The sequence below is a fragment of the Chryseobacterium sp. AG844 genome (assembly GCF_003182335.1).
Taxonomy (GTDB): Bacteria; Bacteroidota; Bacteroidia; order Flavobacteriales; family Weeksellaceae; genus Chryseobacterium; species Chryseobacterium cupriresistens.
The window spans coordinates 102,353-122,495 of sequence record NZ_QGTV01000015.1 but is presented as its reverse complement, the minus strand read 5'-3'; the positions used below and the strand labels follow the sequence as shown (position 1 = coordinate 122,495).

General features: G+C 36.8%; 17 protein-coding genes. 5 read left to right on the top strand and 12 right to left on the bottom strand.

The window, feature by feature from the left end; translation table 11 throughout:
• Window positions 1-221: 221 nt before the first annotated feature.
• On the bottom strand, window positions 222-2,216 hold the full coding sequence (locus tag DEU40_RS15190) for a S9 family peptidase (protein WP_110010624.1): 1,995 nt from the start codon (window positions 2,214-2,216) through the stop codon (window positions 222-224).
• Between the two features lie 273 nt (window positions 2,217-2,489).
• Between DEU40_RS15190 and DEU40_RS15185 the strand changes: the two genes are divergently transcribed.
• Window positions 2,490-2,744, top strand: coding sequence for a hypothetical protein (locus tag DEU40_RS15185; protein WP_062672070.1), 255 nt, complete (start codon window positions 2,490-2,492; stop codon window positions 2,742-2,744).
• A 57-nt stretch (window positions 2,745-2,801) separates the two neighbouring features.
• Here DEU40_RS15185 and DEU40_RS15180 read toward each other — a convergent pair whose 3' ends face one another.
• The 4 genes from DEU40_RS15180 to DEU40_RS15165 form a co-directional block, all read right to left on the bottom strand.
• Window positions 2,802-3,146, bottom strand: coding sequence for a phage holin family protein (locus DEU40_RS15180; RefSeq protein WP_062672072.1), 345 nt, complete (start codon window positions 3,144-3,146; stop codon window positions 2,802-2,804).
• Between the two features lie 102 nt (window positions 3,147-3,248).
• On the bottom strand, window positions 3,249-3,671 hold the full coding sequence (locus DEU40_RS15175) for a PaaI family thioesterase (protein WP_110010623.1): 423 nt from the start codon (window positions 3,669-3,671) through the stop codon (window positions 3,249-3,251).
• Between the two features lie 122 nt (window positions 3,672-3,793).
• Window positions 3,794-5,347: a GMC family oxidoreductase gene (locus tag DEU40_RS15170; RefSeq protein WP_110010622.1), complete on the bottom strand. Its 1,554-nt coding sequence runs from the start codon at window positions 5,345-5,347 to the stop codon at window positions 3,794-3,796.
• Between the two features lie 11 nt (window positions 5,348-5,358).
• Entirely contained in the window at window positions 5,359-6,765 is a 1,407-nt protein-coding gene (locus DEU40_RS15165) for an aldehyde dehydrogenase family protein (RefSeq protein WP_110010621.1), read from the bottom strand.
• Between the two features lie 102 nt (window positions 6,766-6,867).
• Between DEU40_RS15165 and DEU40_RS15160 the strand changes: the two genes are divergently transcribed.
• The 4 genes from DEU40_RS15160 (at window position 6,868) to DEU40_RS15145 (ending at window position 10,046) form a co-directional block, all read left to right on the top strand.
• A complete protein-coding gene (locus tag DEU40_RS15160; protein ID WP_110010620.1) occupies window positions 6,868-7,737 on the top strand; it encodes a helix-turn-helix domain-containing protein in 870 nt (289 codons plus the stop codon).
• Between the two features lie 92 nt (window positions 7,738-7,829).
• Window positions 7,830-8,252, top strand: coding sequence for a hypothetical protein (locus DEU40_RS15155; RefSeq protein WP_110010619.1), 423 nt, complete (start codon window positions 7,830-7,832; stop codon window positions 8,250-8,252).
• Between the two features lie 261 nt (window positions 8,253-8,513).
• The gene (locus DEU40_RS15150; protein WP_110010618.1) at window positions 8,514-9,365 is read left to right on the top strand and encodes a helix-turn-helix domain-containing protein; all 852 of its coding nucleotides are present in this window, start codon (window positions 8,514-8,516) and stop codon (window positions 9,363-9,365) included.
• 192 nt (window positions 9,366-9,557) lie between these two features.
• A complete protein-coding gene (locus tag DEU40_RS15145; protein ID WP_110010617.1) occupies window positions 9,558-10,046 on the top strand; it encodes a hypothetical protein in 489 nt (162 codons plus the stop codon).
• 10 nt (window positions 10,047-10,056) lie between these two features.
• Here the strand turns inward: DEU40_RS15145 and DEU40_RS15140 are convergent, their stop codons facing one another.
• The 7 genes from DEU40_RS15140 to DEU40_RS15110 all read right to left on the bottom strand — a co-directional run bounded on the left by DEU40_RS15140 (window position 10,057) and on the right by DEU40_RS15110 (window position 20,138).
• On the bottom strand, window positions 10,057-10,239 hold the full coding sequence (locus DEU40_RS15140) for a hypothetical protein (RefSeq protein ID WP_110010616.1): 183 nt from the start codon (window positions 10,237-10,239) through the stop codon (window positions 10,057-10,059).
• Between the two features lie 149 nt (window positions 10,240-10,388).
• Entirely contained in the window at window positions 10,389-12,515 is a 2,127-nt protein-coding gene (locus tag DEU40_RS15135; protein WP_110010615.1) for a type IA DNA topoisomerase, read from the bottom strand.
• Between the two features lie 89 nt (window positions 12,516-12,604).
• Window positions 12,605-15,256 carry a DUF4365 domain-containing protein gene (locus tag DEU40_RS15130; RefSeq protein ID WP_110010614.1) on the bottom strand — a complete coding sequence of 884 codons (2,652 nt, stop codon included), beginning with the start codon at window positions 15,254-15,256 and terminating at the stop codon, window positions 12,605-12,607.
• A gap of 83 nt (window positions 15,257-15,339) precedes the next feature.
• The gene (locus DEU40_RS15125) at window positions 15,340-16,068 is read right to left on the bottom strand and encodes a M17 family peptidase N-terminal domain-containing protein (RefSeq protein WP_110010626.1); all 729 of its coding nucleotides are present in this window, start codon (window positions 16,066-16,068) and stop codon (window positions 15,340-15,342) included.
• 272 nt (window positions 16,069-16,340) lie between these two features.
• Entirely contained in the window at window positions 16,341-17,708 is a 1,368-nt protein-coding gene (locus DEU40_RS15120; RefSeq protein ID WP_110010613.1) for an alginate export family protein, read from the bottom strand.
• Window positions 17,705-18,136 carry a DoxX family protein gene (locus DEU40_RS15115; RefSeq protein ID WP_110010612.1) on the bottom strand — a complete coding sequence of 144 codons (432 nt, stop codon included), beginning with the start codon at window positions 18,134-18,136 and terminating at the stop codon, window positions 17,705-17,707. Before DEU40_RS15115 ends, DEU40_RS15120 begins: the two co-directional genes overlap by 4 nt.
• Before the next feature lie 229 nt (window positions 18,137-18,365).
• Window positions 18,366-20,138 (bottom strand): amidohydrolase, encoded by a 1,773-nt coding sequence (locus tag DEU40_RS15110; RefSeq protein WP_181397981.1) that lies wholly within the window; start codon window positions 20,136-20,138, stop codon window positions 18,366-18,368.
• Window positions 20,139-20,143: the final 5 nt, after the last annotated feature.

The window sequence follows — 20,143 nt, the reverse complement described above, 5'->3', positions numbered from 1 at the left end:
TATTTTATTTAAAAATAAAACTTTTTACCAGATAGATTTTGAAGAAAGTAGGGTAAAAATCAAAGACGTTCACCCTACGCAAGCTAACTCAAGGTTGCTTTTATAAATATAAATGTATAAAAAATATTTGGAAGTTAACACAGAATCTAAAGCCATTGGATTTTTTAATTATAAAAAAACGGGCTAAAGCCCGTTTCTATTGATATCTTATATTGTTTATCTTATAAAGTTTCCTTCAGCCAGTCGAAGAATTCTCTCTGCCATACCAATCCGTTTTGAGGATGAAGTACCCAGTGATTTTCGTTCGGGAAGTATACCAGTTTAGATTTTAATCCTCTTAATTTTGCAGCCTGGAAAGCTTCCTGACCCTGCTCGTAGGGAACACGGAAATCGATTCCTCCCTGAACAATCATAATAGGTTTGTTCCATTTTTCTACAAAATTGCTTGGATTGAATTCTGTGTACGCTTTTGGAAGTGGTTTTTCCCATGGAGAACCAAGATCCCAGTTGGCAAACCATAGTTCTTCGGTAGTCAGATACCATGATTTCATATCAAATAAACCATCATGAGCTATAAATGTTTTGAATCTGTTCTCATGGATTCCGGCCAGCATAAATACACTGTATCCTCCGTAACTAGCTCCTACAGCTGCTACCCTGTCACCGTCCACGTATGGTAAAGTTTTCGCAAAATCTGTGGCTGCCAGATAATCTCTCATTGGCTGTCCGCCCCAGTCTTTTGAAATTTCTTCATTCCATTTTGTTCCCCATCCTGGCATCCCTCTTCTGTTTGGAGCCACTACGATATAATCGTTAGCTGTCATAAGAGCAAAGTTCCATCTTACACTGAAATATTGAGTAAGCGCAGACTGTGGCCCTCCCTGGCAGTATACCAGCGTTGGGTATTTTTTGTTCGGATCAAAATTCGGTGGATAGTGGAACCAAACTCCCATTTCCTTACCGTCTGAAGTTTTCACCATTTTAAGTTCAGATTTCCCCTGAGCCAGCTTAGCATACGTTTCCTTGTTCGCTTCAGTTACCTGCTTCATTTCTCCGTTCTTAACGTTTACAGAGAATAATTCTGTAGCATGGTTTACGTCTGTTCTTCCTACTAAAAGTGAAGTTTTATTGTCTGTAAAGATTTCGTTTACGTCAAAATCTCCCTTGGTGATCTGCTGTACTTTTGCTGATTTTGAATCCAGCGAGAAAAGCTGTTTTGTACCTCTGAATGCCGCTGTGAAGTAGATTGTTTTTGAATCTGCTCCCCAAAGAACGTCTCCTGAAACACTTTCATCCCAGCCTGAGGTAAGATTAGTGGTCTTCCCTGACTTCCAATCCAGGATTTTCACATCATTTTTATCTGCTTCATATCCGTCTCTGGCCATACTCTGCCAGATCAGAGATTTTCCGTCCGGGCTGAATTTTGGGTTTACATCATATCCTTTGTTGGATTCTGTAAGGTTTTTGGTAGTACCAGAAGCAAGATCGTAAGCAAAGATATCTGTATTGGTGCTTGTAGCATATTCCTTACCACTTTTAGGTTTGGTAACATATAAAAGCTGGGTAGAATCCGGGCTCCAGATAAAATCTTCAGCTCCACCGAAAGGTCTTTGCGGAGAATCCCAGGTTTTTCCTTCCAGAAGATCTTTAGCTCCTTCTACCTTATCAGAAGTATTCACTACAAATACATGGTTATATTTTCCTTCATTGAAATAATCCCAGTGTCTGTGGTTCAGGTCTGTGTATACCTGTGCCGTCGTTTTAGGAGTATCGCTGAATTTATCTTTCCCCATTACTTTCTCCACCAATACCTGCTTACTGAAAGCAATTTTCTTTCCGTCAGGAGAAATTACGATATTATCTGCTTCACCAATGGTATAAAATTCTGTCCAGGTTTTTCCGGCATCTTTAGAAAGATAGATTTTATCTCCTTCCTGAGCATAGATTCCGTTTTTATCCCACTGAATAAGGGCTTTTTTCCCGAAATCAATTTTGGAAGACTGATGATTAAGAACATTCAGAAAATAGTTTTCATTTTTCGTCTTCTCTGTTTTCAGGTCTACCTGCCCTACTTTATAGATAAGGGAGCCCTGATCCGGTGAAACTGCCTGTACTCCAACTTTTTTCAAAGTCCAAAGAATTTCAGGCGTCATTACTTGTTGTGCATTCATTAAAAGCGGAGCTGCCAAAGCCAGCAGACTGTACTTAAGTTTCATATGTTGATATTCATTTTTAACGGATGTACAAAATCAGCTGATTTCCTACATCCTTTTATTAAATTCAAAGATTGCCAAAGTTAATATTTAAAATAAAAATGGACGAAAGAATTAACATTAAAATTCTTTTTTCATAGATAAGCTCTTTTCGGGGAAAACACCTACTTTTTAAATATGGGGATTTTCTCTGTTACTCTGCCTGTCTCAAATAGTGAAATTTACAATATCAGACGTCCGATATCATCAATAACAACCTAATTAAAATTTTACATTATGAGTACACCAGACACAGGCGATTTTAAAGCAACGCGTGTAGACGCAGGCGCACCCAATCTTTGGCACGTCCATGAAGGCCATTTCAAGTATGGATCTATAAAGGAAACGAGAGTCAATTTTGCAGGAAGGACTCTTGAACAGATCATGGCAAATATTGCAGAAAACGAACCGATTAATGCCCCTTACATGAAGAAAGACAACCAGAAACTGACTTATGAAGACTGTATTAAGTGGATTAAAAAGAACTGTTAAAAAAAAGAATAGGCTGTCCGTTTGGGCAGCCTATTGTATAAGATCATTATTGGTATTCTATTCTCCATCTGAGAACATAGAGTTCGCTAGAGAAGTTACGATTGATAATAAGATACTGAAGATAAATGCCCACCAGAACCCATCTACGACCATACTGTCGATGAAATAGTCTGCAATCAGGACAATTGCGGCATTAATTACCAGGGCAAAGAATCCTAAGGTAAGAATGGTCAACGGAAGGCCGAACAGACTTAAAATAGGCTTTACAAATATGTTAAGAACCCCAAGTACGATCGCAAAGATGATGGCTGAAGAAAATCCTTCAAACTGCACTCCCGGTAAAATTTTAGTTAAAAGATAAGCAACAATTGCTGTAATAAATAGTCGGATAATTAAGTTCATTGTGATATTTTTTAATGTTTATGGGGTTTGTTGAGCAAAAGCTATTCCATTCCGGGGAAAAAAAATGCTTTGAAACCCTTTATTGAAGGAATATTTTGTCTTTTATTTTATTTTCATCATGGTGACTAATGAAGTGGCTACATGACTTTCAGAATCAGAACCTTCGGTCTGAACATAGATTTCCGTTCTCACCACAACAATTTTTCCACCCCCTTTGATGACATAGGATTTTGAAACCAAAGCATCACCCATTGCCGGACGAAGATAGTTCACTTTCAATTCAACGGTCACTACATAACAGTCTTCCGGATAGTGGCTCACAGCGGCATATCCTGAAGAAACATCCACCAGAGAGGCGATCATTGCGCCATTGAACATTCCTGCTTTTCGGGTCATCATTTCCATCTTAGGGATCTTCATGGATATAAAATCAGGTTCTACTTCCAGCAGTTCTGCTTTATAGAATTTCAGGGTTTCCGAGCGGCTGAAGCTATCTGTAATGAGTTTCTTTTTTTCTGGTGTCATGAATTTTATTTTAAACAAAGGTAAGTGCTACAGGCTTTTTTATCTCAATGATCTTTCAATTTTTCATTAAAAAGCCGCTTCATAAATATGAAACGGCTTCTTTTCAAGGATTTTAACCCTTCTTACACAACAAACGATAACTTTTCAGATGAACCTGACGCTTTCAGATGATGATCTTCTTTGATCATATCGGCTGCTTTTTCACCAATCATAATGGTAGGCGCATTGGTATTTCCGGAAACCACATCCGGCATAATGGATGCATCTGCTACCCTTAATCCTTTTATTCCATATACTTTCAGTCTCGGATCTACTACAGAATGGCTGTCGATTCCCATTTTACAGGTTCCGGTCATATGATGATAGGTGGAACATGATTTTTTGATATAATCTATCACTTCCTCTTTTGTTTTTCCTTCTCCGGGATAGATTTCACCGTCATTCCATTCTTTCATGGCTTCTGTTTTTCCCATTTCGCGGCATATTTCAACGCATTGATAAAGGGCTTCCAGATCGGATTCTTCAGAAAGATACATCGGGTTAATTTCCGGAGAAGCGGAAGGATCGGAAGACGTCAGTTTAATATACCCTTTACTGGCAGGTCTGATAAATCCGGCGCAGAATGTAAATGCGTTTTGCGGCCCGGTAAACCCGGGGCTGTAGTAAGGAAGTCCCATAAACAGAGGCTGAAGATCCGGGAAAGCCATTTCTTCTTTGCTCTTCCAGAATAACTGGGCTTCCAGCAGATTGGCTTCCGGAGCAGGAATTTCTTTTTTAGCTTTAAAAATAACACTTGTCAAAAGGTGATCCTGAAGGTTTTTTCCAACTCCTTTCAAATCTTTTACTACTGGAATTCCTACTGACTCCAGTTCATGTTGATCACCAATTCCGGAAAGCATCAGAAGTTTGGCAGATTCTATAGTTCCGCAAGATACAATCACTTCTTTTTCTGCCACCACTTCTAATAATTCACCGTCTTTCAAATACTGAACTCCCATGCACTCGTTTTCTTCAAAAATCAGTTTCTGAGCCAGTGCATTGGTATGAATATGCAGATTGGGCCTCGATTTCACAGGATCTAAGAATGCTTTCGCGGCAGAACATCTTTTACCGTCTTTTCCTACACTGAGGTGGTTAAGACCTGCACCCCAGATTTCTTTGTTAAAATCATCCGTCAAAGGATAACCAAGTTCCTTACATGCTTCAACAGCACTAACTGAAATGGCATTCGGGCGCTTGATACGGCTTACAAAAAGCGGTCCTTCCCCTCCATGAATGTCATCTTCACCTTCTTCATGGGTTTCTGATTTTTTAAAGTAAGGTAAAACACTTTTCCAATCCCAGCCCACACATCCTTTATAAGCCCAACTATCATAATCCTGCTGATGACCTCTGATGTAGATCATTCCATTGATGGAACTTGAACCACCTAATGTTTTACCGCGAGGCCAGTATCTTGTATTTCCTCCTGCATATTCCTGCGCAACGGTATGATAAGCCCAGTCTCTTTCGGTATTCCAGATAGCGGGCCAGCCGGCCTGTTCTTCCACTTCAGTAACTTTATCATCAGGACCTGCCTCCAGCAGAAGAACATTTATATTTTCATTTTCACTTAATCTGTTAGCGATTACAGCGCCTGCCGAACCGGATCCGACAATTATAAAATCGTATTTCATGAGTTCTAACTTTATTTTTTAATGCTGATAACTTTAGGAACTGTAACTGCTTTTAATCCTTCAATTCCGAACTCTACTCCATAACCGGATTGTTTTGCCCCTCCGAAGGGAACAAACGGGTGAATAGCACCGTGCTGATTGATCCATACGGTTCCTGCTTCCAGTTGTGCAGCTACTTTCTGAGCTTCGTCAAGATCATCACTCCAAACGGAAGCTCCCAGTCCGTTTTCTGAATCATTGGCTTTATTGATCGCTTCTTCCAACGTTTTATACTTAATAATTGGAAGCACAGGACCAAACTGTTCTTCGTCTACAATTCTGTCTCCGTTATCTACATTTCCGATAAGTGTTACAGGAATAAAATATCCTTCCAGATCGGGCTTCTTTCCTTTGAAAATAAAGTCCGCCCCGATGTTTTCGGAATCATGAATCAGATCCTGAATCTTATCGTACTGCATTTTATTCTGGATAGGTCCCAGAACACTGGTTTCATCCGCTCCGTTCCCCATCGGAATATTGGAAGAATAGTCTGCCAATGCTTTAACAACTTTTTCGTAATCGTTTTCATGAACGTATAACCTCTTTAAACAGGCGCAGGTTTGCCCCATATTCAGAAACGCTCCCCAGAAAATTCCATCAATATACTTAGAGACATCAAGTCCGGGTAAAATAATTCCTGCATCATTTCCTCCACATTCAAGGGTTAATCTGGCCATATTTTTAGCAGAAGCTTCAATGACTTTCTTCCCCGTCGCAGTAGAACCTGTGAACATAATTTTCCCAATTTCAGGATGTGAGGTAAGGTAACCACCTACTTCTCCTCTGCCGGTAACTACCTGCAAAATATCCTCAGGAAGGACACTGTTGATCACTTTTATCATTTCCAGACTGCAGAAAGTGGTATATTCCGAAGGTTTGATGATGACAGCATTTCCCATTCTCAATGAAGGAATAATCTGCCAGATAGCAATCATCAGAGGCCAGTTCCAGGGAGCAATGGCTGCTACTACTCCAATCGGGTTTCTGTATACAACATCTTTTCGGGTGTCGTCTTCGAAAACAATTTCTTCGGGTAAATCCAGTGATGCTGGAACCTGTGTCCAGCCTACACAAGCCTGCATTTCGAAATTAGCTCCAGGACCATTCAACGGTTTTCCCTGCTCGCGGGTGATCCATTCTGCAAGGTGTTTTGAATTTTGCTGCAACGCTTCCGCTACTTTTAATAAAATCTGTTTTCTTTCTGCATCCGGCCTTGCTGCCCATAGTTTCCGGGCTTTTTTTGCTTTCTCAATTTTAGCATCAATCTCCTCTCTGGAAGTATTGGTAACTTCACCTATAACCTCTAAGGTAGAAGGATTTACGGATAAAAACTGAGTATCTGGGGTATGGGTTTGTTTGGCTGCTGATGTATTTTCCATTGTTTTAAATTATTTTGTATTTTACGTAATCCGAAAATGGCAATAACATGGCATAAATCATTTACTTATTCTCTATATTTTTTAACCTAAACTCTAACTATCATGGAAAAGATCGAAGAAAGAACTGTTTTCAGCATTCCTTTCGGTGAATTGAATGTATTTGAAACGAATGTAATTTGTCATGATTTTCCTTTCTTTTTTGAAGAGCCTGTTATCACGCTTATGCTGAGTGGCAATAAGATTATTCGCAGTGATGATGAGACTTTTGAGTTCAAGGAGAGAAGTGTATTTATTCCGCCCTGTAACAAAGAGCTGAGTATCGATATTCATCCCATTTTTAAAGAACCTACGAAATGTCTGGTATTGAATATTGAGCAGGAATATATTGACAGTGTATTCTCCGAAGTGATTGAAAACTGGCATCCGGACTGGGACAGAACAGGAATTATGATGAAAGAAAACACTGTGAAAAAGTTCATCAGCTCGGATGAGTCTTTATGGAGAAGCCTTACCAATCTTTATAACAGAAGAATTGACGGAAATCTTCATAATACCTCGGATTTTCTTTTAAGCTTAAGTCTGAAAGAACTGATTTATGAGCTGATGAAAACCAATGCAAAGCATATCCTCCTCCATTCCGGAAAGGCAGAAAATATACAGAACGGACTTCAGGAAGTGGTTCATTTCATCAAAAACAATTACAGAGAACCAATTACCATCAGGAGACTTGCTGCGCTTGCAGGAATGAGCGAAGCCAATCTGTTTAAAAAGTTTAAGCATTCCTACAGCTTTACTCCGGTAGAATATATTATTCAACTGAGAATAGAACATGCCAAGCAATTGCTGATCAGCAATCCTGAAATCGGGATTAAAAATATATGTTTTGAATCAGGTTTTAATACATTGGAGTATTTTTACAGAAAATTTACCCAGATCACCGGAAAGTCTCCGAAGAAGTTTAAGGTAGATTGATAAGGGCCGGAAGATGGAAGAAAGGAAGATAGAGGTTAATATTGGACTTTTCGTTTCTGGCAGTTATCATTATTTAATAAAGTAATCATCTTATGTACTGTAAAAAAGTGTTTATTGTTGTAAGTCTTCTCTTATGCTGTATCTTTTATGCGCAAACCCTGCATTTATATGGCGGTACAGATCAAAAAGAATATCTGGGATGCTTAAACTGTGATAATTTTGATAAAAATTCGATATGGAATAAGTTTGGTGATTACGGAAATGTTTTCAGCTCAAAATCTATCTGGAATACGTATGGAAACTATGGTAGTACATATGGCCCCTATTCACCATGGAATGCTTATGCTTCTTATCCTCCGTCGATTGTTGATCAGGATGGAAATTTCTTCGGGTTTCTTACTTTGAATCCTTATCAGTCTGACAGGTCTGAACTGGAGCTGGCTGTGATTTTATGTAAGCATCATGAGGAGATTAAAAGTGATGTTGGCGCCTGGTACGAGAAGTTGTTCCGGTAAATCACCAGTCAAAAAAAGTGTAAAGTGGCATTCCTATTGAATGCCAAATACAAAGTTTAGTCTTATTCATCACAATGTCATGCCACAGGAATCTCTGCATATTTTGGCTGAAAAACGCAAAGTCGCAGATTGTTACCAAACTATATGTTCTTAAGGCGCAAAGATTTTATCTCCGATAAAGTCAATTATTGCTTTACATTTACAATGAAAATTTATTTAACTTTTCCTGATTATTGAATTCAAAAACTCACGTACTCCATTATGCTGAATGATTACAAAAAACACGAATTGTTTGGGAAAACCCTGATACAGAAAATTGATATATCAGGGTCCTTCAGGTATGATTTTCCGGTTTCGGAGCAAGCCTGCTTTCTGTATGTGCTTAAAGGTGATTTTCAGTACAAAACAGAGGAACAGGAGTTTGATGTTTCTGCAAATTATTCTCTTTTTCTGAACTGTATCAGCTCCGGAAAACATATTCAGAACTCAGTGTCAGAAGATCATTGTGAGATTGTGATCGTTACGTTCTATCCTGACATCCTGAAAAAAATCTATGACAGAGAATTGCCTTTATTACTGCAAAAACCTTCCGATATCGTTTCGAATAAATCCAATGAGAAAATAAACAATGACTTTCTGATTCAGAAGTATGTAGAAGGGCTGCTTTTTTATTTTGAAAACCCTTCCCTCGTTAATGAAGATATATTGGTTCTAAAACTCAAGGAAATCATTTTGCTGTTGGCTCAGTCACAGAATGCTAAGGCCGTTCAGCTGATCCTGTCACAGCTTTTCTCTCCCACCACTTATTCTTTTAAGCAAATCATTGAAGCGAATTTATTTTCACAGCTAACAATCGAACAGCTTGCTGAGCAAAGCAATTTAAGTGTATCATCTTTCAAAAGAGAATTTGCAAAACTTTACAACGATACCCCTGCCAATTATATAAGAAACAAAAAACTGGAAAAAGCCGCCGAATTACTTTTAATATCCGATGAACGCATTACCGATATCGCGTTCGAATGCGGATTCAATGATCTGGCCACTTTTACCAAAAACTTCAGCGATAAATTTCATATAACGCCCTCCAATTACCGCCAGGAACGGAAAGGATGATAATCGTACCTTTTTAAAGATTATAAATGCATTTCCTGTTTTGATAAGGAGTTCTTTTTTGAACCAAAATCCCAAATTCTTGAACTAAATCACAAAATCATTTCTGTATTTCTATCGCAAATTTGTACTGTCAGTTACAGGGAGCAGTAATATACCTGCAGCTTATAAGTATCAATTTAAAATACAATCAATATGAATCTATCAGGTTTAGGAATTTTTCACACTATTATTGGCGTAACAGCTCTTGTTGGCGCAGTGATAGGATTTATCAGATATGGTAAAATCAATCTGACTCAGCCGTCAGGAAAAGTCTATTTTTATGCGACGGCCGTCACTTCACTTACAGCATTAGGTATCTCCAAAAACGGAGGTTTTAATGCAGGACATGTGTTCTCATTATTTATCCTTGTTTTGATCACTGTGGCCTATTTTCTTTTTGCCAATAAAAAAGAAAGTAAGAAAGCCCGGTATTTTGAGAATTTCCTGTTGTCACTCAGCTTTTTCCTGTCGCTTGTCCCAACTGTTAATGAAACATTTACACGGGTTCCGATTGGACATCCTTTGGCCAAAGACATCAAAGATCCGATCATCGGGCAGACTCTTCTTATTATTCTTCTGCTTTTTATTGTTGGATCTGTTTTTCAGTTTATCAAACAGAAAAGGGAGAATGTTGGCATTTAATGATGACAGGTTATTCAAGAAACTGTAAAACCAGCCTGGCAAAAATTCTTTGAATTTTTGCCAGGCTCGGGAAGATGGGAATTTTTACGTATTCAGTTAGGGTATTGGTACACAGATTGGATAGAAAAAGGGTAAGGTTGGATTCTTTCAGAACGACAAATACAACGCTTAGTTTATCCGTACACCTAGTCATGCCCTAGGAATCCCGATATAAAATAACCGATACGCTTAATCAGGTATTGAAAAATCACGGGTTCGAATCCCGTATTCTCCACCTGATAATTCCAGTTAGTTTATTGTTTCCAAATGGTAGTTGATAATTTAGATTAAGTATACTATTGATTAGCTCAATTGTACCTGGAAATCATCACTTAAAGTCAAAACGCCTTCTGTGATTGCTTCCGGGTGGGTAGAGAAGCCTTTTAATTTTGAAGTTTTTCCTTTTAATACCAAATCTAAAAGTTGTTTATCGGATAGTTTCTTGCCGAAGATTTCGAACGTAATTTTAAAACCACAATTTTTGAAATCGGAGCAGCCTACAGCGGTTTTTCCTTTGATCAGATTATGTTCTTTACATTTCGGGCATTTCGTTTCTTCCCAGGACTGCAATTCTTTTTTCTGAGCAGGTTCTCTTTTTTTCTTCTCTTTCACTTCTTCCTTTTCTTCTTCCTGGAGGGTAATTACTTTCCCTTTTCCGTACACCACTTTTTCAGTGAGTTCTGTCACCATCTGAATCAGTTCTTCTTTGAAAAGATTGGCTTCATACTCTCCTTTTTCAATTTTACGAAGTTTGGATTCCCATTCTCCGGTCAGTTCCGGGCTTTTTAACAGTTCGTCTTCGATGGTATCGATCAGCTGGATTCCGGTTTGGGTAGCGATCAGATTTTTTCTTTTCTTCTCGATGTATTTTCTTTTGAAAAGGGTTTCGATGATATTGGCACGGGTGGATGGTCTTCCGATCCCGTTGTTCTTCAGCATTTCACGCAGTTCTTCATCTTCTACCTGTTTTCCGGCAGTTTCCATCGCTCTCAGCAGTGTTGCTTCGGTATAAGGTTTTGGAGGGGTTGTTTTTCCCTGGTGAATCATCGGATCGTGGGGCCCGGTTTCTCCTACAGTAAATTCAGGGATGGTTTGTTCTTCCTCTTTTTCTTTTTCCTTATCGGTGGTTTCTTCTTTAGGTTCTTTGGCGTAAACTGCTCTCCATCCTGCTTCAAGAACCTGTCTTCCGCTGGTTTTGAAAGGAATGGTTCCTACTTTTCCTTCAACCAAAGTATTGGAAATTTTACATTCCGGATAGAATACTGCTATAAAACGTTTTGCAATCAGATCATAAATCAGTTTTTCTTCCCTGCTCAGATTCTGAGAAGGCGGAATTTCCGTAGGAATGATCGCATGGTGATCGGTTACTTTTGTATCGTCGAAAACCGCCTTTGATTTTGGAATCGGAGCTTCCAGCAACGGAGCAATCAGATCCTGATAAGGATACATTTTCTGAAGAATTCCTGCAATTTTCGGATATAAACTGTCTGATAAGTAGGTGGTATCAACACGCGGATAGGTTACGTGCTTCTTTTCATAAAGACTTTGCACATAATTCAACGTATTTTCCGCCGAATAACCGTATTTTTTATTGGCTTCTACCTGAAGTCCGGTCAAATCGAAAAGTCGTGGATTTTTTTCTTTTCCTTCTTTAATTTCGAAAGAAACGATCTCAAATGGATTGACTTTAAGGTATTCCAGTCCTTTTTCTGCACGTTCCAATGTTTTTAAACGGTCAATGGCCGCATTGAAAATCACGTCACGGTATTTGGTTTTCAGTTCCCAATATTCTTCTGTGGTAAAAGCATCAATTTCTTTCTGACGCTGCACCAGCATCGCCAATGTAGGAGTTTGCACTCTTCCAATGGAAAGAACCGCTTTATTTCCTCCGAATTTTTTCGTAAATAGTCTCGTAGCATTGATTCCCAATAACCAATCTCCTATGGCTCTGGCATTTCCGGCCAGATAAAGGTTTTTGTAATCTTCTGCTGGCTTTAAGCTCGCAAATCCTTCTTTAATAGCATCTTCCGTTAGTGAAGAAATCCATAAACGCTGAACCGGTTTGTTGCATTTTGCTTTCTGCAATACCCAACGCTGAATCAGTTCTCCTTCCTGCCCGGCATCCCCGCAGTTAATGACCTCATCACATTCTTCAACTAATTTTTCAATGACTTTAAACTGATTTTCAACACCTTTATTAGGGATCAGCTTGATTCCAAAACTGCTGGGAATAATCGGCAGTGAAAAAAGGTTCCAGGATTTGAACTGCGGACCGTAGTCGTGTGGTTCTTTCAGGGTACAAAGGTGTCCGAACGTCCATGTTACGCAATAGCCGTTTCCTTCCATATAGCCTTGTTTAGGCGTGGTAGCGCCCAATACTTTGGCGATATCTCTGGCAACACTGGGTTTCTCGGCAATACATAATTTCATGAACTCGGGTTTATTGAAGGAGTGCAAAAATCGGGATTTTTTTTGACATTGCAAATTGCTGCTTATAGTTACTTAAATATGATTATTACTCATACTAATTCTTTAAAATACATTTTGGCTACTCCTTCTACATAATCATTCTTTAATGATTTTACAATCTCTTCTTTGAGCTTTTTTGAATTTTTGAATTTTTCTATAAAATATTTTGTTCGTCCTCTTAAAATCCAATAAGAATTAAATTTTTTATAATCAAAATTATCTAAATCTGTTAACCAAATAAAATAAGCTTTCTCTCCTTTAAATACTTTACGTAACTGTGGTCTAATTTTTTGTATTAAATCTACTTTAAATTTGAAAGCAATATTAATAGCTTTCAATAAATGAATATTTTCATATGATTTAAAGTAAGCCTTACTTTCATCAAAATTCGACATATCAGGAATGAGTGACAAAAAACTATCAAACATTTCCATATCAAAATCAATGAGCTCATATAATACTGCTGTTTCAAATAAAAAGATATCAAAGTTCTCATGTAATTTCTCAGTCAAAATTTTCTTTAAAGCCAATTTCGTGTCATCATTTATCAATGTTAGAGCGTAAACTAAATCATCAAAATATTCATTGTCCCTAGCCAATTGTGTAATTTCAGAAATATTAGATATATCTTTTATAAGTTGCTCAATTTCGTCTGTTGAACATATTTTCACGTACTTATCTAGTATATCGGTGAATCCTATTCCTTTATACTCCTTTAAAATAAATAAATCTAATATTTTTTTAAGAGTTTTTTTATCTATATTTACCTTTTCAACAAAGAAGTATAATCCATCATAAGGTATTAAATTAAGCTTTAAAAGCTTTTTAGAATCTTTTAAAATTTTAAAAATAAACTTTTCTTTTTCTTTATTTTCTACGTCTATTATGCTTAAAATCATAACCAAATTATTAATTATTTTTTCTAACCTTAAAGGTCTAAAAATATCAATTTGATCAGCAAGTTCATCATATGAAAATAAGAGATTATCTAATAATTCATTTATTTTAAATAATACATTTTCATAAACTTTAAGATTAGATATTGCATATCTGTTGAAAAGATATTTTATAAACTCTTCATTAACATTAAAAATTAAAAGTTTTATAGCATACCATTCAAATATTTCATATTTTTCAGAATTCGGATTTTTCAAAGAATAGAGAATAAATAAGCTTTCCAACACCTTTTTTGATATATCAATATATTCTTGGTAATAATTGAAAATTATAAAATTATGCTCTATATAAGAATTAAATCTTAAAAAATTAGATTTTAGTTTATAATAAGAATCAATTGATTGTCCTCCTCCATTACTATCTCTATAATGTATTTTCTGGATTTCTAAAAAACAATTATTGATTTTATTTTCAACATCATCGTAAAACTGGATTTCCTTAATGTTCTTATAAATATCTACAAAATGAGGAGCGTTTTGCTTAATGAATCTTTCATCATCATCAAATTCCAGATCATTTATTTGTTCAAGTATCTTATCTTTATCATCATAATAAAATGATTTAATAAAACCTCTAAGTTTAATTAAATTATATTTTGAAATTGTATAATTTATTGGATTAAATGTTTTATTTGCATCATTATAAACTTCTAAAAAAATTTTACTTGATTTAATATAGTCACCCATTAAATAATAAGTATAACCTTTTCTCATTAAATCTTGTTTGGAATCAGATTTATCTTCTCTTAAAAGCTCCTTAGTTCTTTTAAAATTAAGCTTTTCTAAATTACATCGCTCACAATCACATTTAGATAAATCATATAGTTTATGAATACAAATTTGATTTTTACTATTATTTCCTGACCATCTTATATGTAATATTTTATTATATTGAAAGAAATTAATAACCTCTCTTAATTTATCACTCTTATATTCTAAATTTTCTGAAGATATTAGGTTATTACCATTTATTACAATTGAATCCATAAAATCAAAAAATTTTTCATTATCTGTGTAAAAACCCCAGTCATTAAAAAATGTTTTGTCACTTCCTTTAAAGGGATAAAGTTGACATATTACATTTATTGGTAATACTTTTATTCCCTCAAACAGTTTTAAAGTATGCAAAATCTCATTTAGAATATTACTATCAGTAATTTTTGTTTTTGAATAATCAGCATTAATATCTTTCTTAACAATTCTTTTTTTCCGTATTTGATTATACTTTGCATAATCTATTTGTTTAAATAATCTTTCAAAAGTATTTTCACTTAGTAAATTATCTGCAGGAATATAGATTTGTATAAAATTAGACCCTTTAGCCTTTTGTTCCAACATTCTTTCGGGTAACATTGGATCATTTTGAATATCATACCAATAAATATTTTTATTATTTATATCACACAAAGTAAATAATAATCCTTCCTCCAACTCATTATAAAAATATTCAGCATGTCTCAATGATATTGTAAAAGGAATCTTCCCAAAATATTCGTGAGATTTTGTTTTAATTTTCTTTATTTCTTTATCCGTACCTTTATTTTGATTATAGAATAAAAATAAGTGCTTAGGTTCTTGTGGAATTGTATCATCCAGAACTTCAAAAAAATAATCTATACCCATATCTTCATCGGCAGTTGATGGATTTTCCCCTAATCTCATGTTTTTATTTAAAAACAATCGCCTTAGCTGACTAGTAAGTAATCCATTCGCTTCTTTTCTGATATATCTATTGTCTTTTTTCATCGCTATTAAGTAATTTCATAAATATAACAAAAAGCCCCCTTATAAAAAGGAGGCCGGATCAACAATGTAATGAAACTAGTTCATTATTTCTTTTTTACTTCTGAAATGGCATCGGAAATTCCTCCGCCTGCGGTTTCAAAGAAGGCAGGACCAGCCAGAAGGTATACTTTTTCTAATTTTTTTGTGGTGGATAATTTGTGTTCTTTCAGGTAATTTTCAGAACGGTTGGCATGTACAATTCCTCTTACTACATTTCCGGCTACCAAAGCGGTGGGTGAATCTATTCCGGCATCTTTCAGATCGCTGGCAAATGCAAAATTGGTAACGTCTAATCTCATGGCTTCACGGGCTGCCACTTCGCCTACGGAAGTCATTAAATCTGGAGTAAATTTATTACGGTCACCTAAACCAATCAATAATAATTTCTTTGCAGACATCGATCCTGCAGGTGGCGTAATTAAAATGGTTTCTAAAGAATGCCCCTGAAACTGTCCTGTTTTTCTAAGGTTGGTCAGTTCTCCTTTTAAAGCTTCATCAAGATGAACCAATCCGTTCAGTTTTGCCGGCAATGCCTGAGCACTGAAGATGTCACCTTCTGTATATTCGAAAACACAGGCTACCTGAAGCTGGGCGTCAGCAGACGATGGGCCCTGTACCAATCCTATCATGGAGATTCCGTCTACGGTTCCCCAGGTTTTGGAAGTTCCGATGGCTGTTGTTTTTGCAGGAGCTGTGGTTGTAGTTTGTGCAAAGTTTAAGGTAGATAATGCTAAAGCTGCAATTACCAGTGAGTGTTTTAGTGTATTTTTCATTTGATTTATTTTTTGTTGTTTGTTGAGGGGTTCGGGATGCGAGTTGCGGGTTATTTTTGTTGCGGGTTTTAATTTTTGTTTGTTGGAATAACGCAAGGACGCAAAGTTTTTTTAAGGTTTATGTTGTTAAGGCGCGAGTCGCTTCGCTCCGGCTATTTTTATTTGTTTTTCAAAGGTAGTTTCTGTGATGGAAAGGTGCATTGATGTGGGATAATTGTTTAATTTATTTTCAAATTATCTCATTTTCAAATTTTCAAATTCCCTGTGTTTTTTTAAAATTTAAATACAATTCTGGAATTGATGAAGAGTCCGTCTTTGTGGTTGTCGATTACATCGTTAATGAAAGCTCCGGTATTGAAATATTGTATTCCTGTGTTAAAGGTTAAAAATGGATTGATCTTATAATTAAAGCTTCCTAAAAATGCGGTTCCGATGTATCTCTTTTTTGAGTTGGAAGACGCCAGGTTTAGTGTTCCGCTGGGTCTGTAAATTCCGTCTTGAGTAGAGTATCTCCAATTGAAAACTACGTCTGCCTGTACGGTTATTTTTTTACCCAAATCAATGGTCGCATAGGGATGAATATCAATTAAATTCACAGGACCAATCTGAGGATTAAATCCAAAATAACCTCCTTTCGGATACAATGGATTGAATGTTCCCAATGTTCCGTCTCCTTTATTGCTGTCTCCTGAAATATAATCGTTTCTAAGGTTGATGGTCGGTTTTCCTTTTACATTTTCAAACATATATCCGATATCTGCAGAAGCCGTCCACGCGCTGATATTTCCTTTATTAAAGTTCCCGAACTGGTAGGCTGCTTCAAAATTGTAAATAAAACCTCCTCCATATTTCCAGAATCTTCCGCCAAAAGTATGTCTGTTCTCATCGGAAAGCCCGTCTTCAAAACGTACATCTTTTCTGTGAATGCCTAAATAATAGAGCTCCAGATTTCCGCTTCTGGGAATAATCCATATGTTGTAACTTCCCCAAAGATTGATTGATTTTGAAGACTTGTTATCAAAAGCTCCCGGATTGATTTCACTGGCGGCCATCATAAAGGCATCAGATCTGAAGTTCCCTCTTTTGTACATGAACTTGAATCCATCAAAATAGAGTCTTAAATTCGGACCTTCTCTTACTGAAATTAATCTTCCGCTTCCATAATCAAGTTCCTGTCTTCCGGCACGCATTGTAAGCTTTTCTTTCTCATTTTTCAGAACATCAATATCAATAAAAAGGTTCTGAATATTCAAATGGTCTTCGTCAATAGGTCTCGGCCCATTTTTTCTTCCATTTTCCCATGCACTTCTCACCTGCCCGAAAATTCTTACCCGTGAGCCCAGATGCAGATCTGCATGTACATTGTATCTTTGAATAAGAAAAGGATTGCTCCCAATATCCATTCTTCCCCAATCTTCATTATTAAAATCTACAAATTCCAGTCTTGCTTCTCCCCCCAATGAAAGATAATGGTTGCTTTTTTCTGCAATAGGTATGTATTTGATGGAGTTGTAAAAAGTTTTTGCAGAGTCTTTATAGGAAGCATAATCTTCATCAAACCTCATCAGCTTGAACTGAGCAGAAATTTGAACGGGAATAAAAATCTGCAGCAACAGTACTATTGCAATCAGTTTTTTCATGATGATTTCTTTGTTAAATAATGATCCACTGAATATCTTCCCGCTCCCATAAACAGTAAAAACAGGTAACACAAACTGTACATAAAAGGAGTATCTTTTACCAGTAGTGCATCATTCCAATGGAGAATAAAGTATCCTGTAAGCGTCACCGCTAAGATCGGCAACACAGCAATTCTTGTGAAAAAACCAAAGATCACAAATACCGGAAATACCAGATTGGCTGCATCAGCGAAAAGGCTATTGAATGCTTCCGGAAGGTGCAGCGGGTTCGGAACCTGTTCTGCTTCTGAAACACCTACTCCTATTTTTTTTAATCCGTGGGCTACGATTAATTCTATGGAAAGTAAAACTCTGAAAACTAAAAGAGCTGTATCTGTTAATTTTCTTCCCGGATTGGTATTGGTGATGATATGGATTAACTTTTTCATGATTGGAATAAATTTTTAAAATGATTTTTGTTTTTTTTAACCGCAGATTACACGGATTGACACGGATGATTGGGGGTATTTAATACTGTTGATAGCTTTGAGTGTAAAACCACCCCGTCAAAAATTCTTTGAATTTTTGACACCCCTCCAAAGGAGGGGAATTTTTACCCCCTTCAGTTGGAACGTTGGTTGATACTTGAATAATTAAAAATTTTTGTGATTTAAAAAATTATTTTGTCTGATAGCCTCCGTAATATTTTACAGGTGACCAGTCCGGAATGACTGGAAGTGGTGCGGGTGCTTCTGTTTTGTAGGTTTTATCTCCGTACACTACTTTTCCATCTACGATCGTCAGTTTTGAAGTGATGTTTTTGATGTCTTCATCATTGACTGTGAAATAATCTTTGTCCAAAATAGTAAGGTCTGCAAAGTATCCTTTCTGGATTTTTCCTTTCTGATAGTCTTTGATCAATTCGTATCCTCCGTAAGTAGAAAGTGATAAAGCTGTTTTTCTGTCCAGTGTATTTTCTTTAGCCATCACCTGAGTTCCTCCTATTGTTTTTCCTGTAGTAATCCAGTATAAAGCCACCCATGGATTGTAACTTGCTACTCTTGTTCCATCAGTTCCCAATCCTACCGGAATTCCCATTTCCAGCATTTTTTTCACTGGAGGAGAAGCTAAAGCGGGCTTTTTACCATATCTGTGAATGAAGCTTTCGCCCTGATACGCCATTCTGTGCTGTACAGCAATTCCTCCACCCAACGCTTTGATTCTTTTCATATTATCTTCGGTAACGGTTTCTGCGTGGTCAATGAACCATACTAATCCATTCAACGGTGTCTCTTTGTTGACTTCTTCAATGACATTCAAAAACCTTGTGATACTTTCATTATAGGTTGCATGAATTCTGAAAGGCCATTTGTTTTTTACCAGAAGACTTACTACCTCTTTCATATTTTTCTCCATGGTAGCAGGAAGTTCCGGTCTTGGGAAAAGAAAATTTTCAAAGTCGGCTCCGTCTGACACCAGATTTTCCCCTCCTCCGTTGACATGATAATCGATTTCATTAAAATCATTATGACCATGATCGTCAATTTCTACCATTCCAATCCATTTGGTGTAATCGGCAAGCTCAGATCCTTTTTTCTGGGCAAATAAATAGTAAGGAAGACGAACGGTAATTTTCCCCTGTTTGTTCAGCTGATCTGTTGTTCCGTAGTCATCCGGGAAATTCTGGAATCCTCCGCCTGCGTCCATTACGGCAGTCACTCCTAATCTGTTCAGTTCCGTCATGTATTGAAGGGTAGAATTTACTTTTTCTTCTTCTTTCAGCTCCGGCAGTTTCGCCAATGTTGAATAAAGGATAAATGCATTGGGTTCAGCTACCAGTAATCCTGTAGGATCTCCGTTATTGTCTTTTTCAATTAAACCTTGGGCAGGATTGGGAGTATCTCCATTGATATTCAGTTCTTTTAATCCGGCTTTGTTCAACCACGCTTTTCCATAGAGATACATGATGAAAGTAGGCACATTTCCCGTAGCTTCATTAATTTCAGCCAGTGTGGGAAGTCTTTTTTCTTCAAACTGATATTCATTCCAGCCTCCAATGACTCTTACCCATTGTCCCTTCGGTGTTCTCTGAGCCTGTTCTTTCAGCATTTCCAATGCTCTTTTTAATGATTTCACACCATCCCAACGAAGTTCGGTATTGTAAAATCGTCCTCCTCTGATTACATGCAAATGGCTGTCAAATAAGCCTGGAATCACTCTGTTTCTTTTAGCATCAATGACTTTTGTATTGCCGTTTTTTAATTTTAAAATCTGGGCATTGGTTCCTACCTGTAAGATTTTATGGTCTTTGATGGCCACAGCCTGTACTTCAGGATTCTTATCATCCATTGTGGTAATCTTCCCATTGGTAATGATCATGTCTGCTTTCTGAGCATTCAGAATTCCTGCTGCCAAAACTGTGGAAAGGGTAAATATATTCAGTAGTTTCATAATTT